Origin of the sequence: Rhodoplanes sp. (genome assembly GCF_013377085.1) — a bacterium.
GTDB lineage: Bacteria > Pseudomonadota > Alphaproteobacteria > Rhizobiales > Xanthobacteraceae > Rhodoplanes.
This window is the reverse complement of the sequence record NZ_JACAAX010000028.1, coordinates 1-20,594: the sequence shown is the minus strand read 5'-3', so window position 1 is coordinate 20,594 and position 20,594 is coordinate 1. Positions and strand designations below refer to the sequence as shown.

The window sequence follows — 20,594 nt, the reverse complement described above, 5'->3', positions numbered from 1 at the left end:
AATTCTGTCTGGATTATGACGAGCCGCCATCCGGATCCGGCCGGCCCCGGCCGTGGTCTCGACCGCCGCCGGTCGGCGCGGGCTTCTCGTAGGCCACCATGCGGCCCCACCCGCCGGCCAGCGGGCAAGCCAGCGGGAAGATCGACCTGCGCACAAAGAAAACCCGCCGGGCCTGCGGCCCGACGGGTGATACCTCGATGCGCATCGAACGCCGGCTGGGCCGGCGCGCCGCGCCTTACTTCGAGCGCCGCCGGCGCTGCTGCCCGAGCCCCATCTGCTTGGCGAGCTGCGAGCGGGCCGCCGCGTAGTTCGGCGCCACCATCGGATAGTCTGGCGGCAGACCCCATTTTTCGCGGTACTGCTCCGGTGTCATGTTGTACTGGGTCCGAAGGTGCCGTTTGAGGGACTTGAACTTTTTCCCGTCTTCCAAACAGACGATGTACTCCGGCGTGATCGATTTCTTGACCGACACGGCCGGCTTGAGCGGCTCGACGGGAGCGTCGCTCGGGCCACCCGAAACCCTCAGCAATGCCGAATGAATCTGGTTGATGAGCCCCGGAATATCGTTTGCGGATATGCTGTTGTTGCTAACATACGCCGACACGATGTCGGCCGTCAGCTCAATATAGTTCTGTGCGCTCTCGCCCATTTCTCGTTCATTTCTCTTTTAATGGCCCCGACCACTCCGCCCGGGCCACAAAAGCCCCCTAATAGACCCGGCCGGCCCGCGAGCAGCGCGACATCAGCGGCCGACTCGTGAGAACTCTTCTTATGTATCGCCATTGCTGGGGAAAGCAAGAACAGAATCGCCCCGCGTAGAAATCATCGTGAACTCGACAACAGAACGGCCGAACTATTCGCGCAACGACACCTGACAGTACAGGTTTGTACGTTCAAATCGGCATGACCCCCATACCGGAACGCCGATCATCCGGTCGCGACCGCGCGTGCCGCCTCGACCCCGGCGTTGGGCCGATCTCCGGCCCTGTGGATTTTATTACGTAAATTCATGAGGATATCGGCGCCAAAACTGGACAGCCGAACTGCGGTCGCAGCCCCGCTGCTCGGACGAGTTGTCGGCGGCACCGCAGACAGTCGACTGGCGGTACCGCGGTGCCGACGCGGTTTGCGCCGGACCTGACGAACCCTACATTAAGTCTTCAGCGCTTCCTCTTGCGCTCGACCGTGCGCCCCGGCTCGCGGCCCCGCCGTCAACATCACGAGCGAACCATGCTGGACCGCGTCTCCCGCCCCCCTGCTCCCCCGCGCGTCGCCGAGACGGCGAGCGTCACAAAGTGGCACGGCGTCACCCTGACGGACGAGTATGCCTGGTTGCGCGACCCCAACTGGCAGGCCGTGATGCGCGACCCCGCCGTGCTCGACCCTGCCATCCGGGCCGTGCTGGAGGCCGAGAACGGCCATGCGGAGGCGGCACTCGCCCCGACGGCTGCCCTGCAGGAGACGCTGTTCGCCGAGATGAAAGGCCGCATCAAGGAGGACGACGCCGGCGTGCCGGTGCCGGACGGCCCCTATGCCTATTACACGCGCCACCGCGAAGGCGGCGAGCACCCGCTGATGTGCCGTGTGCCACGCGACGGCGGACCGGAGGAGATCCTGCTCGACGGCGACGCGCTCGGCGCCGGCAAGGCCTTCTTCGGCATCGGGAGCACCGACCATTCGCCCGATCACGGCCGGCTCGCCTGGAGCGCCGACGATCGCGGGTCCGAGTTCTTCACGGCCCGGGTGCGCGACCTGTCGATCGGCGAGGACCTGCCCGATCTCGTGCCGGAGATCTCCGGCGGGGTGGTGTGGGCGGCCGACTCGCGCGCCTTCTACTACGTGCGGCTCGACGCGCAGCACCGCCCCAGCAAGGTGTTCCGCCATCGCCTCGGCACGCCCGCGGACGCCGACGAGGAGGTGTTCCGCACCGACGACCCTGGCTTCTTCGTCTCGCTGTCGCCGCTGCAGTCGCGACGTTTCGCCGAGATCTCGGTGCACGACCACGAGTCGGCCGAGGCCTGGCTGATCGACCTCGAGGCGCCCGACTCCCGGCCCGTCCAGGTCGCGCCGCACGAGGCGTCGCTGCAGTACGACGTCGAGCATCACCCGGATTTCGAGGGCGGTCCCGTCCTGTTCCTGCGCACCAATGCGGACGGCGCCGAGGACTTCAAGATCGCGGTCGCGCCGCTGGCGACGCCCGGCCGCGCGCATTGGCGCGACCTCGTTCCGCACCGGCCGGGCGTGTTCGTGCTCGGCTTCGGCGTCACGGCCGATTGGCTGATCCGGCTCGAGCGCGCCGACGGCCTGCCCCGCATCGTGGTGCGCCGGCTGGCGACCGGCGAGGAGCACACGATCGCGTTCGACGAGGAGGCCTATTCGCTCGGCATCAATCCCGGCTACGAGTTCGCCACCGACACGCTGCGCTTCAGCTACTCCTCGATGACCACGCCGACCGAGGTGTGGGACTATGACTGCGCGGCGCGCACCCGCGTGATGCGCAAGCGCCAGGAGGTGCCGAGCGGGCACGATCCGGCCGACTATGTCACGCGCCGCCTGTTCGCCCCGACGACCGACGGCGAGACCGTGCCGGTCTCGCTCCTCGCCCGCAAGGACACGCCGCTCGACGGCACCGCGCCGGCGCTGATCTATGCCTATGCGGCCTACGGCATGTCGATGCCGGCGGCGTTCTCGACCTCGCGCCTGTCGCTGGTCGACCGCGGCTTCGTCTATGCCATCGTGCATGCCCGCGGCGGCACCGAGAAGGGCTGGCGCTGGTATCGCGAAGGCAAGCTCGCGGCGAAGCCGAACACGTTTCGCGACGTCATCGCCGCGACCGAGCATCTGATCGCGCAGAAGATCGTCGCGCCCGACAAGGTCGTCGCCCAGGGCGGCTCGGCCGGCGGCATGCTGATCGGCGCCATCGCCAACATGCGGCCCGACCTCTATGCCGGGCTGATCGCCGAGGTCCCGTTCGTCGACGTCCTCAACACCATGCTGGACGAGACGCTGCCGCTGACCCCGCCTGAATGGCTCGAATGGGGAGACCCGATCCGCGACGAGGTTGCGTTCCACGCCATCCGCGCCTACTCGCCCTACGACAATGTGAGGGCGCAGGCCTATCCGGCCATCCTGGCGCTCGCCGGCCTCACCGACCCGCGCGTGACGTATTGGGAGCCGGCCAAATGGGTGGCGCGGCTGCGCCGCCTGAAGACCGACGACAACCTGGTCCTCTTGCGCACCAATCTCGACGCCGGCCACGGCGGCGCCGCCGGCCGCTTCGAGCGCCTGCGCGAGGTGGCGCTCTCCTACGCTTTTGCGATCGCGGTTGCGGGACGGGAGTAGCGGCGCGAGCACGCAGGTCGATCGAACAGTTCACCGCGGTCATTCCGGAAGCGTTGCGAAGCAACGCTGTCCGGAATCCATGACCCCTGTCTGTGTGTATGGATTCCGGGCTCGCGGGCCTTCGGCCCGCGCCCCGGAATGACGGGGTGTTGTCGACCGCGGTCGTTACATCAATCCACCTTGATGCCGGCGGCCTTGATGATCGGCCACCATTTCTCGATCTCGGCCTTCTGGAAGGCGTGCAGCGCCTCCGGGGTCTGCTGGTCGGCCGGGAAGATCACCTGCGCGAGCTCGACCAGCTTCTTGCGGGTGGCTGGATCGGCGAGCGCGGTGCGCAGCGCCGCGTTGAGCTTGGCGACCACCTCCTTGGGCGTGCCCTTGGGGGCCCACAGGGCGTGCCAGAACGAGTAGTAGAAGCCCGGCAGCCCGGCCTCGTCGGTGGTCGGGATGTCGGGCGCCATGGCGAGGCGCTCCTTCGCCGTCACCGCATAGACCTTGATCAGGCCGGATTGGATGTGGCCCATCGAGGTCGCCGGGGTATCGAGCTGGATGTCGGTATTGCCGGCGATCAGATCCTGCATCGACTGCCCGGCGCCGCGATACGGCACCATGGTCCATTTCACGCCCAGCGTGTTCTGCAGCAGGATCCCGGAGATGTGGCTCGGCGTGCCGATGCCCGAATTGCCCTCGGTCGCCTTGTCGGGATTGGCCTTCAGCCAGGTGACCAGCTCGGCCAGGTTGGTGGCCGGCATCGACTTGCGGGCGACGATGAAGAACGGCTGCGTCGCGATCAGGCCGATCGGCTCGAAGTCGGCGAGCAGGTCGTACTGCAGCGGATAGATGGCGCCGTTGACGACATTGGTGCCGGAATGGCCGATGCCGAACGTATAGCCGTCCGGCGCCGCGCGGGCGACGCGGCCGACCCCGACGGTGCCGCCGGCCCCCGTGGTGTTCTCGACGATGACGGGCTGGCCGAGCGCCGCCCGCATCCCCTCGGCGACGACGCGGGCCACCACGTCGGTCGACCCGCCGGGCCCGAGCGGCACCACCATGGTGACGGGGCGCGACGGGAAGGCCTGGGCCGCGGCCTGCCTGATGTCCTGCAGCCCCGCCGTCGCCGCTCCGGCGATCAGAGCCGCCGCGAGCACGTATCGTTTCATTCGCTTTCCCCCGATTGATTATCGTGATTGTTGGTGCGCCGACTCTGGCGCCGCCCCGCGCCGAACACAAGCGCGCACCGCGGCCCGGCGGAGCTTGCCGCACCGCACCAATGCAAGATCGCATCGGCAATCGCACGAGCCTCGCGCGGCACGCGGGGCTGGCATTCGACAGCCGACGGCGGCGCCGTTATGGTCGCCGACGTCGAAGCCGCGGCCCTGCCGCCAGCGGCGCCGGTCCCCGCAAAAACACCTGCCGAAAGTCCTCATGACCAAACCGATCGAGATCCGGATGGGCGGCTACGGCCCGTCCTCCACCTGCTTCAGCAAGGCCCTGAAGATCATCGGCGACCGCGTCGAGGCGGCGTTCGGCGCCGACGTGAAGGTCCGCTACGTCTGGAACATCATGGATCTCGGCTACAAGGCCGAGGATATCCTGTGGCTGGTCGAATCCGGTGTCCTGAGCGTCGGCTACCAGTCGTCGAGCTATCTCACCGACCGCGTTCCCGAACTCGGCCTGGTCGACCTGCCATTCCTGTTCTCCCGCAACGAGGAGGCCCGCGCCGCGATCGACGGCGCGCTCGGCACATACCTCGCCCGCAAGATCGAGGAGAGCGTCGACTATCGCATCCTCGGCTGGTTCGAGAACGGCTTTCGGCAGATTTCAAATCGGCTGCGGCCGGTGCGCACCGCCGCCGACCTGGCCGGCATGAGCATTCGCGTGCTGCCGAGCGACGTGCAGGCCAAGACCTTCGCGCTGCTCGGTGCTCGGCCGATGCGCATGGACCTCACCGAGGCGATCGCCATGATCAAGGCCGGCACCCTCGACGCGCAGGAGAACCCGCTCGCCAACACGGTGACGTACGGGGTGCACAACTTCCACCCGTTCCACACGCTGACCAACCACTTCTATGTCTCGCGGCCGGTGTTCTTCAATCGGACCCAGTTCGATGCCTGGCCCGTGGCCCTGCGGGAGACGATGCGCAGTGCCGTCCGCGACGCCGTGGCGGCGCAACGCGTGATGACGGCCGAGGAGGACGACGACGCCCGCCAAAAGATCGCCGCCGCCGGCTGCGAGCTGATCACGCCGACCGCGGCCGAGCACGCGACCTTCGTGGCGGCGGTGGCGCCGCTGCTGGCCGACGCGCGGGAGACGTACGGAACAGAGGCGATGAGGTTGGTGGGGCGGGGGTGAGGCACACCCCGTGACGGTCCCGCGGGATCGCCGAGACGATCTGCGGAATTGCAGAGAGTGAGCCTCACCCACCGACGTCATCGCCGGGCTTGATCCGGCGATCCATCACCGTGCGAGCAAAGTGCCTTTACGAAGCGTGATGGATGCGCGGGTCGAGCCCGTGCACGACGGTTTTCAGGCATAAGCGACGCGGCCCGCGGGCCGCGTCGCCGATGTTCAGCGTGCGCTGTTCGCCCGCGACAGCCGAGTGGCGGCGGCGCTGCCGCCACGCACGATCAGGTAGATGACGATCCCGAACGACATCAGCGGGAGCAGGATCGGAGCAGCGATCGTGACGGAGTTCAACATCGGGGGTCTCCTGTTGATGGTGACTATGCGATGGTTACGCCGTCTTTCTTCGCTTGGATCAGTCCGACGCCACCGGATCTGCGTCGTCATCTGCGTCAACTGATCGCAGCGAGATGAATACTGGCAGGCTGGTACCGACGCGAGCGCCGGCGGCCCGACGCCGCGCCGCCCGTCTTGATCGCGACATGTCCCGCGAAGCCTTCTTTGCGACAGCGAATTCCTGTTTCGGTCCCAAACACGCTCGGAAATTTCCGCCCCGGAGGTCTATCCTCCGCGCACCCCAGGGTTTGCGACGCTCGGGAGCACCCGTGCGGCGCCCCGGGATATCCACGGGGGCTTCACTTGAAAATTTCAGTCATCGGCATGGGGGCGGTCGGCACCGAGGTGGTCGGCCATCTGGTCGCCTCGACGGTGGCCAGCGAGATCGTCGCTGTGGACCAGAATGCCGTCAAGGCGCAGGCGGAGATCTGGGACTTCGCCCACACCACCGCCTTCATCTACGCCAAGAACCCGAAGCTGGTCGCCGGCGGCTGGGCCGAGACGGCCGGCAGCGACATCGTCGTGATCACGGCGGGCGCCCAGCTCAAGCAGGGCGAGAGCCGCGACGCGCTGGTCGGCATCAACAGCAAGGTGATCCAGGACCTGATCGCCCGCGCGCAGGCGACCTCGCCGGATGCCATCGTGCTGATGGTGACCAACCCGGTCGACGTGATGGCGCAGGTCGCCGTCACCCACTCCTCGTTTCCGAAGGAGCGGGTGATCAGCCTCGGCACCATCGTCGACACGGCGCGCTTCATGCGCATCGTCTCCGACCATGTCGGCATCGATCCGAAGAACATCTTCGGCTACGTGCTCGGCGACCACAGCCACACCGGCTTCATCCCGTGGAGCCTGTGCAATGTCTGCGGGCTCGACATCGACACCTATTGCGCGCTGAACGGCGCCGGCCCGCTCGATCGCGCCGCGGTGCGGGCGCGCGTGCTGCAGATCGGCCTCGACATCTTCGCCGGCAAGGGCAACACCAATCACGGCATCGCCGCGAGCGTCTTTCGCATCATCCGCGCGGTCGCCGGCAACGAGCGCTCGGTGCTGCCGGTCGGCACGCTGCTGGAGGGCGAGTACGGTGTCGACGGCGCCGTGATGAGCGTGCCTTGCGTGATCGGCCGCAGCGGCGTCCAGCGCATCATCGCCTGCCGCTTCACGCAGGAGGAGCAGGCCGCCTTCGAGGTCTCGCACGCCCATGTCCGCGAGCTGATGGCGCTGGCGGATTTGTAGCGATCCGAGGTGGAGCCCGGACGCCGCACCCGGGCGCGCGCTCAGCCGGCGTACTGCTCGAGATGGCGGCGCAGATCCTCGATCGAGCCGAAGCGCAGCACCCCTTGCGCGAACTCGGCGTCGATCGAGCCGTCCGTGTAGAGCGTGTAGCCCATTCCGTCGATGACGCCGGACTTGAGGACGGCGACGCCGCCGGTGTCCTCGGCGGCAGGCGGCTCGGGGCGCGGCGGCGGGGCCGGCCGTGACGGTGCACGCGGCGGCGGGGGCGGTGCGCGGTCGAAGGCGGGCGGGGCCGCCTCGGCGTGCGGGGCCTCGGCGTCGGAGCTCACGGTCTGGCGCCGCCTCGTCCAGCCGAAGAAGCGCTTGCGCTCGTTCACCGACATCGGCTCGCCGAGCGGGTCCTGCGTCCAGTCGGGGGCCGGGGCACCGAGGTCGCCGGTGTCGTCGCCCCGACCGGCGGCCGGCGGACGGGCGCGCAGCGAGTCCGGCAGACCGATGTCGGAGGACGGTGCAGCGGCCGGAAGCGGTGCCACCACGGGCGTCCGGTAGGCGGCCGGCTCGCTGTCGAGATCGGAGCGCCGCAGCGGTGGCGGGGTCGGCGGCGCCCGCAGGGGCGGCTGCGGCGGCAGCTCGGCCTGGGGGAGCGGCGGCGACGCCGGAGCCACCGGGGCAGGTGGCACCGGGGCGCGCGATGGTGCGGCACGCAGGCGCTCCGCCGCGACGGCGGCAGAGGGCTGATCCGGCGCGGCGGCAAGCGGCGGCTCGCTCGACCGCAGCCGGCCCGGCGCCTCGGCCCGGTCGGCGGCGCCGGCGGTCAGCGCCGTGCGGATCGCGATCAGCTCACGCAGGACGGCCGAGAGGGCGATCAGGATCAGGCCCGCGACCGTCGCAGTGGTGCCGGCCACAACCAGGATGTTGCCCAGCCCGAAGTCGTTGTAGGGCAGGCCGTAGGCCACCGAGGCGAGGCCGACCACCGTCAGCAGCGCGCCGACCGACATCAGGACCAGGACCATCGCAACGCCCTCTACGCCAACCCGGAACGCCAACCCGGAGCACAGCCGCGCCGACGCCGCCGGCGGCTCGCCTGACCGCTTCGGCCGGGGCACGCACCGGGAAGCGCGCCAGCCGGTTCACCGGAACTACTCGTCCGTTTCCTCCGGAACATTATCCATGCCTTTGACCGGCCACAACCATTTTGGCGAGACCGGACCGGCGAGGCGGTTCGGAAACCGACACAGGGAACGGCATCAGGGCACCTTGACGAGGTTGCGCAGGCGGTCCGCGATCTCTACGTGAGGAGGGTCGGACGCCGTTCTACGACCCGAACGTCACCCCCCGATCCAAATCGAACCCTCGAGGAGCAACGAGATGTCGTTTTCGCTGCCGGATCTGCCCTATGCCCACGAAGCGCTGGCGCCCTACATGTCGCGCGAGACGCTCGAGTATCACCACGACAAGCACCACCTCGCCTATGTGAACAACGGCAACAACCTGCTCAAGGGGACCGAGTGGGAGGGCAAGTCGCTCGAGGAGATCGTCAAAGGCTCCTTCGGCAAGAACCCGGGCCTCTTCAACAATGCCGGCCAGCATTACAACCACCTGCATTTCTGGAAGTGGATGAAGCCGAACGGCGGCGGCGACAAGCTGCCGGGCGCGCTGGAGAAGGCGATCGTCGCCGACCTCGGCTCGCTCGCCAAGGCGAAGGAGGACTTCGTGCAGGCCGGCGTCACCCAATTCGGCTCCGGCTGGGCCTGGCTCGCCGTGAAGGACGGCAAGATCATCGTGACGAAAACGGCGAACGGCGAGAGCCCGCTGGTACACGGGGCCGTGCCGATCCTCGGCGCCGATGTGTGGGAGCATTCCTATTACATCGACTACCGCAACCGCCGTCCCGACTACCTGAAGGCTTTCGTCGACCATCTGGTCAACTGGGACTACGTCGCCGAGCTCTACGCGGCCGCTTCCAAATAGCCCGTCCGCTGTGACATGATGCGGCGGCGCCGGCCTCGCACGAAGCGAGCGCCGGCGCCGGCGCATTCGCCCGGCCGGCGCGCGTGAGCCGACCGCCGGGTGCCCGACGTCCGGCGAGCGTGCGTCTCGACGCGGTCCCCGAGACCTGCGCTGACGATCATGCGCCGGAGATTCTGCGCCGAAGATCCTGTTCAGACGCCCCCGTATCGACGAGACTGTCTCGAAGACCCGATCTCGAAGCTCCCCGTCGTCCCGCCTCTCCCGACCGAGCCCGCCCCCGATGACGGCCTCCTGATGCCCGCCCTGCTCTCGACCGCCCCGGTCCGTGCGGCTGCCCCGCGCGGGCTGCGCGCCGCCGATGTGGCTTCCGTGGTCGTGCTGGCGATCATGGGCGTGGTCGCCGTGGCGACCTTCCGCGACTTCGGCATGGGCTGGGACGACTACGCGCATGCCGAATATGGCGGGCTGTTGCTGCGCCTCTACGGCTCGGGCTTCACGGACCGCCGCGCCCTCTCCTTCGTAAACCTCTATGCCTATGGAGGCGGCTTCGACATGCTGGCGGCGCTCGCCGCCAAGGTGCTGCCGTTCCCGCTGTTCGAGACGCGCCGCCTGGTCGGCGCCGTGATAGGCATCGCCGGCCTGGCGATGACCTGGCGGATCGCCCGCCGGCTCGGCGGTCCGCTCGCCGGCTTCGTCGCCGTTACGCTGCTCGCCGCCTGCCCGCTCTATGTCGGGCACATGTTCATCAACCCGAAGGACGTGCCCTTCGCGGTCGCCATGCTGGCCGCGACCCTCGGCTTCGTCCGCGCCTTCTCCGAGTATCCGCATCCGAGCGTGCCGACCACGGCGCTGCTCGGGCTCGGGCTCGGCCTCTCCTTCGGCACCCGCGTGATGGGCGCGCTGGCGGCCGTGCCCGCGATCGCGGCCTTCGCCCTGATCGTCGGCGCCGAGGCGCGCAACACCACGCTGCGCGCCGCGCTCGCCCGCGCCGTCGAGTTCGTGCTGCGGCTGATCCCCGCCCTGATCGTCGCCTATGCCCTGATGGCGCTGATCTGGCCGTGGTCGGTGGTCTCGCCGCTCAATCCGGCCCGGGCCCTCGTCTACTTCTCGCATTTCTTCGAGAAGCCGTGGAACGAGCTGTTCGAGGGCACGCTGCGCTCGGTCGCCGACATGCCGCGCCGCTACGTGCCGGAGCTGTTCGCGCTGACGACGCCGGAGATCTTCTGGGCGCTCGGCATCGCCGGCGTGATCGGGGCGCTGGCGAGTGCCGCGCATCGCGACCGCCCGCTGAACCGCCGGGCGAGCCTGGTCTTCCTGGCCGTCTCGGTGGTGTTCCCGATCGCCTTCACGGTGGTGACGCGGCCGGCCATGTACAACGGGCTGCGCCACTTCGTCTTCGTGCTGCCGCCGCTCGCCGTGCTGGGCGGTTTGATCGGCGCCGTCCTGACCGACCGCTTCGGCGGCAGCGACCTGCGCCGCACCGCGATCGCGGCGGCCGTGCTGGCGATGACGCTCGCCCATCCGGTCGTCACGATGATCCGGCTGCACCCGTTCGAGTACACCTATTTCAACGCCGTGTCGGGCGGCATGCAGGCGGCCGACGGCCGCTTCATGCGCGACTATTGGGGCCTGTCGCTCAAGCAGGCGTCGCAGGCGCTGCTCGACGCGCTCGCCGCCCGCGGCGAGCTCGCCACCCGCGAGCACAAGCGGCCGATCGCCATCTGTGGCCCGCAGCGGCCGGTGCGGCTCGCGCTCGGCAGGAACTACCCGACCGACTGGCAGCCGCAGGGCGCCGAGCTCGCCATCTCGCTGAACGAGTTCTACTGCGCCAAGCTCGACGCGCCGATCCTCGCCGAGGTGGTGCGCGACGGCGTCGTCTTCGCCCGCGTCTACGACATCCGCGGCCGCGACATCCAGACGTTGCTCACCTTGCCGCCGCCGTGAGGCGGGGCGCGGGCGCGCCCTAGTAGCATTACTCAATACATTTTGTTCTTTGCATGTTAAGCGTCGCGTGACGCTTTCTGCCGTCATCGCTTCCGCTTATGGCCCAGCCTTTCACCCTGATCGCGCAGTGGCTCGCCCCCGAGGAGGACGACCCTCTCGTCGGGCACGTGCTCACTGCACGCTGCGGGCATTTCATCATCGCTCAGTAGGACACTCCTTCGCACGGCGATGATGACGGCCGGACGCGCCGAGGAGACCTTGCACGAACGCCGGCTTTTCCGGCGGCGGTGATTTTTTGCCGCCGGTACGGCGCCCGTTCGAGCCTCGGATTTGTGACGGATCTCGATTGTGCCGGGCCCGTCCGCGCGATTGGTCCGTCAGAATGTCGCAACCGTCCGACTGGAGAACGAGATGAATCGCCGAGAGACCGTTCGTCTGCTTCTCGGAGCAGCGTGGGCCGGGAGTGTGTGCCCGACCGCCGCGTTTTCGGCCGAGGACCCGTCGAAGTATCCGTCGCAACCCGTTCGGGTGATCGTGCCGTTCGCGCCGGGCGGGGCGTCCGACATCGCCATGCGGATCATCCAGCCCGGGCTGACGCAGGCGTTCGGCCAGCAGGTGATCATCGAGAATCGCTCCGGCGCCGCCGGCAATATCGGCATGGACGTGGCGTCCCGCGCGGCGCCCGACGGGTACACGATCTTCCTCGGCAATGCCGGGACCGTATGCGTCAATCCGACCCTCTATACCGACCTCACGGTCAAGCCGGACAAGCAGTTCGTCGCGGTCTCTCTGGTGACCGAAACGCCCAGCATCCTGATCGCCAGCATGAAGTTCCCGCCGAGCACGCTCGCCGAGACGATCGCCTATGTGAAAGCGCATCCCGGAAAGGTGAACTTCGCCTCCGCCGGCAGCGGTAGCGCCGACCGGCTCCTGCTGGAGAAGTTCCGCAAGGAGGTGGGCATGACCATGAACCACGTCCCCTACAAGGGCGGCGCCGGACCGGCGACCGCCGACATTCTCGCGGGCCATGTCGAGCTGTTCCAGCTCACCGCCACACCGGCGCTGTCCTACATCAAGTCCGGCCGGATCAAGGCGCTGGCGATCTCCACCAAGGAGCGGATTCCCGCCCTGCCGGAGGTCCCGACCTTCGCCGAACTCGGCTACCCCGACTACGTCGTCACGACCTGGCAGGGCATGCTGGTCCCGACCGGCACCCCGGAGCCGATCATCACGAAGATCCATGCCGCCGTGCAGCGGGTCCTTTCGGATCCGACCATCCAGGCGCGGTTCGCCGATGCCGGCGTGATCGCGCGGGCGAGCAATTCGCCGGCCGAGTTCAAGGCCTATGTCGAGCGCGAGACGGTGCGCTGGAGCTCGCTCGTGAAGGAGATCGGGGCCGAGCCCGACTGAGGTCGGGCGCGCGGCGCGCGCCTGCCGAGCCCCGACGGACGCGAAGCGCGAGATGCGCGAGGCGGGGCAGCGGGCGATCCTCGTCGAAGAGGCACCTTCCGGCGGCGACGCCCAGGAGGTGCACCGTAGCATTCATGATCAGAAAGGAAGTCGAGGATGAGACGCTTCCGGAACCTTGTTGTCGCGGCCGCACTCTGCTGCGCTCTCGCGCCCGCCGCTCGGGCGGAGGATCCTGCCAAGATCAAGGTCGGCATCCTGCTGCCGCTCACCGGCGTGTTCGCGGCCGTCGCCGAGACGGAGGTGCAAGGCGCCCAGCTCGCGATCGACGTGGTCAACAAGCGGGGCGGCCTCGACATGCCCTGGGGCAAGGTCATGGTCGAAGGTGTCGTCTATGACGACGAGGCCAAGATCGACGTCGGCGTTCGCCGCTTCCGCTATTTGGTCTCCGAAGGCGTGAAGGCGGTGGGAGGTCAGACCTTCGCCCCCATCATCAACGCCATCAACTCGATCGTGTCCAAGGAACCGCTGCCGTACTTCCCGGTCGGCGTCGCGCCGAAGGAGAACTTCCAGAAGGGGCGGATCGCCGAATGCACGTTCGCGGCGGCCTACACGCCGTGGACGGTCGGCTACATGGCAGCCCAGTCGTCGATCAAGATGCTCGGCAAGAAGCGCATCTACTTCCTGGCCCGCTCGGACGCGTGGGGCTGGGGCATCCGTGACGGCGTCTACGATGCCGCCAAGGATCTCGGCGGCGCGGTCGTCGGCTACGACGAGGTCTCGTTGGGAACGTCCGATTTCACGACCATTCTCCAAAAGGTCCGGGCATCGAATGCCGACGTCTTCATCTCCGCCCAGTTCGGGGCCGATGCGGTGGCGCTGCTGAAGCAGGTGCACCAGATGGATCTCGGCAAGCGGATGACCATCTTCAACTCGTTCATCACCAACGTGGTGGCGAAGGGCCTCCCCCCGGAGGCGCTGCGAGACGTCTATGCCCTGCATTATTTCTACCACGACCTGAGCGACTTCGCGGACAAGGAGGTCGCCAAGAGCGCGGGCGAATTCACCGCGATGTACCAGGCCAAATATCAGGTACCGCCGGACGGATATGCGGCGATCGCCTATGTCGCCTACACCGAGATGCTGAGAGGATTCGAGGCGGCCAAGTCATTCGACCCGCTCAAGGTGTCGGCGGTGCTGCGGTCCAACAACGGCCAGTTCACTTCGATGAAGGGACCGGCGAACTGGCGCGAGGACCATCAGGCGGCTTACAAGTACGCGGCCTTCCTGGTCAAAGGCAAAGGCAAGGACCAGCAGAAGAACGAGTGGGATCTGTTCACGGTCGCCGGAACGCTCGGCGGCGAAGAGGTCATGCCGACGCTCAAGTCGCTCGGATACTGAGCGGCCTGCGGCGCCAGACGGTCGATCCTCGCGGCCGCCCCGCGGGATCGACCACGCCGGCACGACCACGCCGGCACGACCCGGCCGGCGTCGCGCCGCGTGATCACCGCGGCGCAGGCTTGCGCCGGCGGCCGGTTCGGTCACCATGGCGGACCCCGGGAGGAGCCGCCATGCCGGTCTACGTGTTCGACGCCTACGGAACCCTGTTCGACGTCCATGCGGCGATCGCCCGCCATCGCGACGCGGTCGGCCCCGACGCCGACCGACTCTCCGAGCTGTGGCGGATGAAGCAGCTCGAATACACCTGGACGCTGACGCTGGCCGGCCGCTTCGTCGATTTCTGGACCCTGACGGAGCGCGCCCTCGACTATGCGCTGGCGCGGGTGCCGTCGGTCGATCCCGCCATGCGGGCGCGCCTGCTCGACGCCTACCGGGCGCTCGACGCCTATCCGGATGCGCGCGAGGCGCTGCGCGGCCTGAAGGCGCGAGGCAAGCGCACGGCAATCCTCTCCAACGGGACGCTGCCCATGCTGGCCGGCGCCGTCGAGGCGGCGGCCATCGGCACGCATCTCGACGCCGTGCTGTCGGTCGAGGCGGTGCGCCTCTACAAGCCGCGTCCGGAGGTCTACGGGCTGGTGATCGACACCTTCGCGACGGCGCCCGCCGACGTGGTGTTCGTCTCGTCCAACCGCTGGGACGTGATGGGAGCGGCGGCCGTCGGCTTCCGGCCCGTGTGGATCAACCGCTCCGGCCTGCCGGAGGAGTATCACGACCTCGCGCCGATACGGGTGCTGCACAGTCTCGCGAGCCTGCTGGACACGCCGGTGTAGGACGCGCGCTCGTCAAGCGGCGAGCCGTCAGCCCAACAGCCAGGGCAGCAGGACCGGCACCAGCACGGCGGTGAGGAAGCCGTTGAGGCCGAGCGCGATGCCGGCGAAGGTGCCGGCCAGCGGATCGACCTGGAAGGCCCGCGCCGTGCCGATGCCGTGCGAGGCGAGCCCGGCCGCGAAGCCGCGCGCCGCGTAGTTCTTCAGCCGCAGCGCGTTCATCAGCGGCGTGACGATGATGGCGCCGATGATGCCGGTGAGGATCACCAGCACGGCGGTCAGCGCCGGATCGGCCCCGATCGCCTCGGCCGTGCCCATGGCGATCGGCGCCGTCGCGCTCTTCGGCGCCAGCGACCGCACCGTCTCGGCATCGAGCCCCAAGGCGCGCGCCATCAGCACCGCGACGGCGATCGCCGTCACGGAGCCGACCACCAGCGCGACCAGCATCGGCACCATCAGGCGGCGCACCTGCGGCAGGTAGCGCACCAGCGGCACGGCGAGCGCCACGGTCGCCGGGCCGAGCAGGAAGTGGACGAACTGCGCACCGGCGAAATAGGCCGGAAACGGCGTGCCGGTCACCACCAGCACGATCGACACCGCCGTGACGGCGATCATCACCGGATTGGCGATCGGCCGGCGCCCGGCCGCGACGAACAGGGCATCGGCCGCCACATAGGCGACCAGCGTGGTAGTGAGCCAGAGAAGCGGCCCGCCGGCGAGATAGACCCACAGATCGACCAGGCTCACGACTCGCCCTCCACGGACTCGACGTCCGGCTCGCCCCGCTCGGCCGCGACACCCATCAGGCGGGCCAGGCCGGCGAACACCACGGCCGTGACGGCGAGCGTCACGGCGGTCGACAGCACCACGACCAGCAGGATGCGGCCGCCTTCGTGGCCGATGCGGCCGAGATGCTGGACGATGCCGACGCCGGCCGGCACGAACAGCAGCGACAGGTGCTTGAGCAAGCCGCCGGCGACGTCGCCGAGCTCCGAGGGCAGCGGCGCGCGCACGAGCATCAGCGCCGTGAGCAGCACCATGCCGACCACCGGGCCCGGCACGGGAAGCACCAGCGCCCGCACGAACGCCTCCCCCAGAAGCTGGCAGCCCAGCAGGATCGCAAAACCGTAGAGCATGGCACCTCGCGTCATCGATAGAAGTCGTCGGATCGGTGCGCACTCTCGCCGGGACGAACGGGAGAGACAAGCACGCGGGGGGCGAGGCTTTGTTGCCGAGGCGGCAAAAGCCGGCCGGCCGATCTTGCACGCGCGGCGCGAGCACGCACATTCGGCCTATTCGGACAAGGATCCTGCCGTGAAGATCAAGGCCGTGGTGCACGAGGCGGACGAAGGCGGGTTCTGGGCCGAGGTGCCGGCCCTTCCGGGCTGCGCCACCCAGGGCGAAACCCTGGAAGAGCTCGTGCGGAACCTGCACGAGGCGATCGAAGGCTGCCTGTCGGTCGACGTCGAAGAGCCGTTGTAGGGTGCAATGAGCGCCGCGAATTGCGCCCTACGGAGAAGCGCGATCCAAAGAGTGCGCAGCGGCGCTCCACTCACTCCGCCAGCGCGTGCAGAATCCGCGCCCAGCTCCGGATGCCCCTGTGGAACGACACGAGGTCGTACTTCTCGTTGGGCGAGTGGATGCGGTCGTCGTCGAGGCCGAAGCCGATCAACAGCGTGTCCATGCCGATCAGCCGCTTGAAGTCGGCGACGATCGGGATCGAGGCGCCGGAGCCGACCAGCAGCGCGTCACGGCCCCACTCGGCGGTGAGCGCCGTGCGGGCGGCGGCGAGCTGCGGCAGGTCCCACGGCACCGCGACGGCGGGCGCACCGGTGTGGTCCTCGAAACGGGCGCTGCAGTCGGTCGGCAATTTCGCCCGCACATACGCGCGAAACGCCTGCCGGATCGTGTCCGGGTCCTGCCCGGCCACCAACCGGAACGACACTTTCGCAAAAGCTTTCGACGGGATCACGGTCTTCGAGCCGGCGCCCGTGTAGCCGCCCCAGATGCCGTTGATGTCGCAGGCGGGCCGCGAGAAGAGCTGCTCGATGAGGGCACGGCCGCGCTCGCCCGCCGGCTCGCTCAGACCCACGGGCTTCAGAAAATTCTCCGGCGTCAGGTCGAGGCTGCGCCAGCCGGCCAGCACCTCGGCCGGCGGATCCGTGATGCCGTCGTAAAAACCCGGAATCGTGATGCGGCCGTCGTCGTCATGCAGCCCGCCGAGGATCTTGGTCAGCACCCGGATCGGATTGCGAGCAGGCCCGCCGAAAAGGCCGGAATGCAGGTCGCGGTCGGCCGCCGTGATCTCGACCTCCTCGTAAAGGAGCCCGCGCAGCGCCGTGGTGATGGCCGGAGTCTTGGGATCCCACATGCCGGTGTCGCAGACGAGCGCCAGGTTCGCCGCGAGCGATCCGCGGTTGGCCTCGATCCAGGCCGGCAGACTCTTGGAGCCGCACTCCTCCTCGCCCTCGATCAGCAGCGTGATCGGCAGCGGCAGCTTGCCGGTCACGGCGACGTAAGCGCGGCACGCCTCGACGAAGGTCATCACCTGGCCTTTGTCGTCGCAGGCGCCGCGCGCGACGATCGCCTTTCGGCCGTCCGGCAGTGTCGCGATGCGCGGCTCGAACGGCGGCGTCGCCCACAGATCCAGCGGATCGACCGGCTGCACGTCGTAATGCCCGTAGAACAGCACGCGCCCCTTGTCGCCGCCGCCGCTGTGGCCGAGCACCACGGGGTGGCCGGCCGTCTCGCTCAGCGTCGCCTCGATGCCGAGGCTGCGCAGATCCGCGGCGAGGTGGGCGGCCGCGGCGCGGCAGTCGCCGGCATGCGCCGGATCGGTCGAGATCGACGGAATGCGCAGGAACGCGAACAGCCGCTCGAGGCTGTTGTCGAGATCGGCGTCGATGCGGCTCAGAACCTGGTCGAGAGCGGTCATTCCAGCATGGTCCTTCGGGTCGGGTCGGCCGGCTCGCGCCGGGCAGGTCACATCAGTTCGCTCAGCGCCGGCTCGCCGGGCGTTGCGGCGTGCCGAACAGACCGCGGTCGCCGCCGTCGTCGCCGACGAGGCCATAGGGACGCGACGACAGCTTGTCGGCAGCCCGGTCGATGTCGGCGAGGCCGAAGCCGTCGTCGCGACGGGAGCGCGCGGCGGTGCGGCGCGAGGCGGGCGACATGCCGATCCGCTTCATCGCCTCCTGGGTCGCGGTGCGGGCGACGACGGCGGCGACCGAGCGGCCGAACTGGCGGACCACCGGGTTCGACAGGATGGCGCCGATACCGCCTAGGATGCGCGAGCCGATGCCCGGCTGCTCGACCGGCGCACCGCCCTCGCCGGGACCACCACGACCCGGGCGCGGCGCCTCGCCCTCGCCCGCCTCGCCGGCCGCCTTGCTCAGAAGGTCGGTCAGCGACTTGTGCGGCGCCGTCTTCTCGTAGCGGCCCTTGAACGGGCTCGCGGCGAGGATCGCCTGACGCTCCTGCGGCGTCAGCGGCCCGATCCGGGCAGACGGCGGCCGGATCAGCGCCCGCTCGACCATCGACGGCGTGCCGTTGCCTTCGAGGAACGACACCAGCGCCTCGCCCTTGCCGAGCTCGGTGATCACCTGGGCGGTGTCGAGCTTGGGGTTCGGCCGGAACGTCTCGGCGGCGGAGCGCACCGCCTTCTGGTCGCGCGGCGTGAAGGCCCGCAAGGCGTGCTGCACCCGATTGCCGAGCTGGGCCAGCACGGTGTCGGGCACGTCGAGCGGGTTCTGCGTGACGAAATAGATGCCGACGCCCTTGGAGCGGATCAGCCGCACCACCTGCTCGATGCGGTCGAGCAGCGCTTTCGGGGCTTCGTTGAACAGCAGGTGCGCCTCGTCGAAGAAGAAAACGAGCTTCGGCTTGTCGAGGTCGCCGACCTCGGGCAGCCGCTCGAACAGCTCGGCGATCAGCCACAGGAGGAAGGTCGCGTAGAGCCGCGGGCTCTGCATCAGCTTGTCGGCGGCCAGGATGTTGATGCGTCCGCGCCCCTGGGCGTCGGTCGCCATGAAGTCGGTGAGATCGAGGCTCGGCAATCCGAAGAATTTTTCGCCGCCCTGGTTCTCGATCACCAGGAGCTGGCGCTGCACCGCGCCGATGGTGGCCGGCGCGACGTTGCCATAACGATTGCCGATGTCCTTGGCATTCTGCCCGAGAAAGGCGAGCAGCTCGCGCAGATTGGCGAGGTCGATCAGGTCCGAGGCCACCCCGTCCGCGGTGCCGTCGGCCTCGTCCACAACCTTGAAGGCGATGTTGACGACACCCTCCTGCACGTCGTTGAGGTCGAGCATGCGGGTGAGCAGCAGCGGCCCGAGGTCGTGCACGGTGGCGCGGATCGGATGGCCCTGCTCGCCGAACAGGTCCCAGAACACCACGGGAAATTGATCGGGAGCGTAGTCGTAGCCCATCGTCTTGGCCCGCTCGACGAAGGCGGGTTTCGCCTCGCCGCGGGCCGCGACCCCGGAGAGGTCGCCCTTGATGTCGGCCGCGAACACTGGAACGCCGGCCCGCGAGAAGCCCTCGGCCAGCACCTGCAGCGTGACGGTCTTGCCCGTGCCGGTGGCGCCGGTGATCAGGCCGTGCCGGTTGCCGAAGGCGAGGGTGAGATATTCCGGCTTGTCGCTTTTGCCGACGAGGATCTTGCCGTCTTGATCGAGGGTGCCCATGGTCTCGCTTCTCCCGCCGCATCGCGCCCGCGATCCGTGTGCCGTGTGCCGAAGCCGCACCGCGGATCGAATGATCGATACAGGCTTATAATGAGTGCCTGCACGGCGCGCGAGCCAGGACCGCGAACGGCGCGGCTCACGCGATGTCGCATCGTGGTAGACCGGCGCAACGACGTTGCGCAATCGCCACACAGACCTGCAACCTCGTTGTCGCAATCGTGGCGTGATTGTGTTTCGGCGCCGTGATGTCAGAATGATGACGGAATTGCCGGGGGGCGAGAGGGGCCATGGTTCGCGTTGCCAGCCGAATCGCTGTCGAGTCCGGTGCGCCGAGCACCGTGGGGCAGCGGCCGGATCGAGATCGGCGGCGCGCATGCCGGTCCAGCCACCGCTCGCAGATCGTCCTGGCCCGAGCCGTTTTGCTGTCCGCCGTCGCGACGCCTTTGGGAGCGCGGCAATGAGATACTCGATCGCCGAGCTCGACGGCATCGTGCCGGGGATCGCCGCGGCGCTGAAATCCGCCGGCATCCGAACCACCAGCAAGCTGCTCGAGGCTGCCAAGACCCCGAAGGGGCGTCAGCAACTCGCAGAGCGCACCGGCCTGTCGCCGCAGTGCCTGCTGCGGATCGCCAATTTCGCCGACAAGATGCGGATCAAGGGCGTCGGCGAGGACTATGCCGAGCTGCTGGAGGCCGCCGGGGTCGACACCGTGCGGGAGCTGAAGTACCGCAACCCCGGCAATCTGGCGAAGCGCATGGCCGAGGTGAACCGCCACCGCAAGCTGGTCCGCACGTTGCCCTCCGAGAAGGCGATCGAGCGCTGGATCGAGACCGCCAAGGCGCTGCCGGTCAAGATCAGCTATTGAGGCCGACTGCGCGCGGAAACATTTGTCCGCTCGTCCCCGCGAAGGCGCATAGGCGCTAACTTTAAGGGTGGGCGATGGAGGAGCCGACGTCCGCAGGCTCCGTCGTCCCGGGGCGCGGCTGCAGGCCGCGAGCCCGGGACCCATAACCCCGGTCTGTGAGTATGGATTCCGGGCTCG

General features: G+C 68.6%; 18 protein-coding genes. 10 read left to right on the top strand and 8 right to left on the bottom strand.

Annotated features, from left to right (window positions below; genetic code table 11):
• Positions 1–235: 235 nt before the first annotated feature.
• Complete coding sequence (locus HXX10_RS18645) at positions 236–649, bottom strand: MucR family transcriptional regulator (RefSeq protein WP_296524306.1); 414 nt, start codon at positions 647–649, stop codon at positions 236–238.
• 581 nt (positions 650–1,230) lie between these two features.
• On the opposite strand from HXX10_RS18645, the gene HXX10_RS18640 reads away from it, so the two are divergent.
• Entirely contained in the window at positions 1,231–3,342 is a 2,112-nt protein-coding gene (locus HXX10_RS18640) for a S9 family peptidase (RefSeq protein WP_296524305.1), read from the top strand.
• A 170-nt stretch (positions 3,343–3,512) separates the two neighbouring features.
• Here the strand turns inward: HXX10_RS18640 and HXX10_RS18635 are convergent, their stop codons facing one another.
• Positions 3,513–4,502: a tripartite tricarboxylate transporter substrate-binding protein gene (locus HXX10_RS18635; RefSeq protein WP_296524304.1), complete on the bottom strand. Its 990-nt coding sequence runs from the start codon at positions 4,500–4,502 to the stop codon at positions 3,513–3,515.
• Between the two features lie 265 nt (positions 4,503–4,767).
• On the opposite strand from HXX10_RS18635, the gene HXX10_RS18630 reads away from it, so the two are divergent.
• Positions 4,768–5,694 carry a TRAP transporter substrate-binding protein gene (locus tag HXX10_RS18630; RefSeq protein ID WP_296524303.1) on the top strand — a complete coding sequence of 309 codons (927 nt, stop codon included), beginning with the start codon at positions 4,768–4,770 and terminating at the stop codon, positions 5,692–5,694.
• A 216-nt stretch (positions 5,695–5,910) separates the two neighbouring features.
• On the opposite strand, the gene HXX10_RS18625 is transcribed toward HXX10_RS18630, so the two are convergent.
• A complete protein-coding gene (locus HXX10_RS18625; RefSeq protein WP_296524302.1) occupies positions 5,911–6,042 on the bottom strand; it encodes a hypothetical protein in 132 nt (43 codons plus the stop codon).
• A 342-nt stretch (positions 6,043–6,384) separates the two neighbouring features.
• Between HXX10_RS18625 and HXX10_RS18620 the strand changes: the two genes are divergently transcribed.
• Entirely contained in the window at positions 6,385–7,317 is a 933-nt protein-coding gene (locus HXX10_RS18620) for a hypothetical protein (protein WP_296524300.1), read from the top strand.
• A 41-nt stretch (positions 7,318–7,358) separates the two neighbouring features.
• Here the strand turns inward: HXX10_RS18620 and HXX10_RS18615 are convergent, their stop codons facing one another.
• A complete protein-coding gene (locus HXX10_RS18615; RefSeq protein ID WP_296524298.1) occupies positions 7,359–8,330 on the bottom strand; it encodes a hypothetical protein in 972 nt (323 codons plus the stop codon).
• 355 nt (positions 8,331–8,685) lie between these two features.
• On the opposite strand from HXX10_RS18615, the gene HXX10_RS18610 reads away from it, so the two are divergent.
• From HXX10_RS18610 to HXX10_RS18590, 5 genes are all read left to right on the top strand, one after another.
• Positions 8,686–9,288: a superoxide dismutase gene (locus HXX10_RS18610; protein WP_296524296.1), complete on the top strand. Its 603-nt coding sequence runs from the start codon at positions 8,686–8,688 to the stop codon at positions 9,286–9,288.
• A gap of 294 nt (positions 9,289–9,582) precedes the next feature.
• Entirely contained in the window at positions 9,583–11,232 is a 1,650-nt protein-coding gene (locus tag HXX10_RS18605) for a glycosyltransferase family 39 protein (protein ID WP_296524295.1), read from the top strand.
• Positions 11,233–11,643: 411 nt separating this feature from the next.
• Positions 11,644–12,642: a tripartite tricarboxylate transporter substrate binding protein gene (locus HXX10_RS18600; protein WP_296524294.1), complete on the top strand. Its 999-nt coding sequence runs from the start codon at positions 11,644–11,646 to the stop codon at positions 12,640–12,642.
• A 156-nt stretch (positions 12,643–12,798) separates the two neighbouring features.
• Entirely contained in the window at positions 12,799–14,040 is a 1,242-nt protein-coding gene (locus HXX10_RS18595; RefSeq protein ID WP_296524293.1) for an ABC transporter substrate-binding protein, read from the top strand.
• Between the two features lie 170 nt (positions 14,041–14,210).
• The gene (locus tag HXX10_RS18590; protein ID WP_296524292.1) at positions 14,211–14,870 is read left to right on the top strand and encodes a haloacid dehalogenase type II; all 660 of its coding nucleotides are present in this window, start codon (positions 14,211–14,213) and stop codon (positions 14,868–14,870) included.
• A gap of 27 nt (positions 14,871–14,897) precedes the next feature.
• Here the strand turns inward: HXX10_RS18590 and HXX10_RS18585 are convergent, their stop codons facing one another.
• Together HXX10_RS18585 and HXX10_RS18580 are read right to left on the bottom strand one after the other, a co-directional pair.
• Positions 14,898–15,614, bottom strand: a complete 717-nt coding sequence (locus tag HXX10_RS18585) for an LrgB family protein (protein ID WP_296524291.1) — start codon at positions 15,612–15,614, stop codon at positions 14,898–14,900.
• Entirely contained in the window at positions 15,611–16,018 is a 408-nt protein-coding gene (locus tag HXX10_RS18580) for a CidA/LrgA family protein (protein WP_296524290.1), read from the bottom strand. The genes HXX10_RS18585 and HXX10_RS18580 overlap by 4 nt, the downstream gene beginning before the upstream one ends.
• A gap of 163 nt (positions 16,019–16,181) precedes the next feature.
• Here HXX10_RS18580 and HXX10_RS18575 point away from each other — a divergent pair, with 163 nt between their 5' ends.
• Positions 16,182–16,349 carry a type II toxin-antitoxin system HicB family antitoxin gene (locus HXX10_RS18575; RefSeq protein WP_296524289.1) on the top strand — a complete coding sequence of 56 codons (168 nt, stop codon included), beginning with the start codon at positions 16,182–16,184 and terminating at the stop codon, positions 16,347–16,349.
• 70 nt (positions 16,350–16,419) lie between these two features.
• Here the strand turns inward: HXX10_RS18575 and HXX10_RS18570 are convergent, their stop codons facing one another.
• On the bottom strand, positions 16,420–17,802 hold the full coding sequence (locus HXX10_RS18570) for a M20/M25/M40 family metallo-hydrolase (RefSeq protein ID WP_296524288.1): 1,383 nt from the start codon (positions 17,800–17,802) through the stop codon (positions 16,420–16,422).
• Between the two features lie 61 nt (positions 17,803–17,863).
• Complete coding sequence (locus tag HXX10_RS18565; protein ID WP_296524287.1) at positions 17,864–19,552, bottom strand: helicase HerA-like domain-containing protein; 1,689 nt, start codon at positions 19,550–19,552, stop codon at positions 17,864–17,866.
• A gap of 457 nt (positions 19,553–20,009) precedes the next feature.
• On the opposite strand from HXX10_RS18565, the gene HXX10_RS18560 reads away from it, so the two are divergent.
• Positions 20,010–20,417, top strand: coding sequence for a DUF4332 domain-containing protein (locus HXX10_RS18560; protein ID WP_296524286.1), 408 nt, complete (start codon positions 20,010–20,012; stop codon positions 20,415–20,417).
• Positions 20,418–20,594 lie beyond the last annotated feature (177 nt).

Excerpts from the sequence above, each read along its gene's own strand:
- HXX10_RS18645 (WP_296524306.1), bottom strand. The coding sequence starts at position 649 with ATGGGCGAGAGCGCACAGAACTATATTGAGCTGACGGCCGACATCGTG.
- HXX10_RS18640 (WP_296524305.1), top strand. The coding sequence starts at position 1,231 with ATGCTGGACCGCGTCTCCCGCCCCCCTGCTCCCCCGCGCGTCGCCGAG.
- HXX10_RS18635 (WP_296524304.1), bottom strand. The coding sequence starts at position 4,502 with ATGAAACGATACGTGCTCGCGGCGGCTCTGATCGCCGGAGCGGCGACG.
- HXX10_RS18630 (WP_296524303.1), top strand. The coding sequence starts at position 4,768 with ATGACCAAACCGATCGAGATCCGGATGGGCGGCTACGGCCCGTCCTCC.
- HXX10_RS18625 (WP_296524302.1), bottom strand. The coding sequence starts at position 6,042 with ATGTTGAACTCCGTCACGATCGCTGCTCCGATCCTGCTCCCGCTGATG.
- HXX10_RS18615 (WP_296524298.1), bottom strand. The coding sequence starts at position 8,330 with ATGGTCCTGGTCCTGATGTCGGTCGGCGCGCTGCTGACGGTGGTCGGC.
- HXX10_RS18610 (WP_296524296.1), top strand. The coding sequence starts at position 8,686 with ATGTCGTTTTCGCTGCCGGATCTGCCCTATGCCCACGAAGCGCTGGCG.
- HXX10_RS18605 (WP_296524295.1), top strand. The coding sequence starts at position 9,583 with ATGCCCGCCCTGCTCTCGACCGCCCCGGTCCGTGCGGCTGCCCCGCGC.
- HXX10_RS18600 (WP_296524294.1), top strand. The coding sequence starts at position 11,644 with ATGAATCGCCGAGAGACCGTTCGTCTGCTTCTCGGAGCAGCGTGGGCC.
- HXX10_RS18595 (WP_296524293.1), top strand. The coding sequence starts at position 12,799 with ATGAGACGCTTCCGGAACCTTGTTGTCGCGGCCGCACTCTGCTGCGCT.
- HXX10_RS18590 (WP_296524292.1), top strand. The coding sequence starts at position 14,211 with ATGCCGGTCTACGTGTTCGACGCCTACGGAACCCTGTTCGACGTCCAT.
- HXX10_RS18580 (WP_296524290.1), bottom strand. The coding sequence starts at position 16,018 with ATGACGCGAGGTGCCATGCTCTACGGTTTTGCGATCCTGCTGGGCTGC.
- HXX10_RS18570 (WP_296524288.1), bottom strand. The coding sequence starts at position 17,802 with ATGACCGCTCTCGACCAGGTTCTGAGCCGCATCGACGCCGATCTCGAC.
- HXX10_RS18565 (WP_296524287.1), bottom strand. The coding sequence starts at position 19,552 with ATGGGCACCCTCGATCAAGACGGCAAGATCCTCGTCGGCAAAAGCGAC.
- HXX10_RS18560 (WP_296524286.1), top strand. The coding sequence starts at position 20,010 with ATGAGATACTCGATCGCCGAGCTCGACGGCATCGTGCCGGGGATCGCC.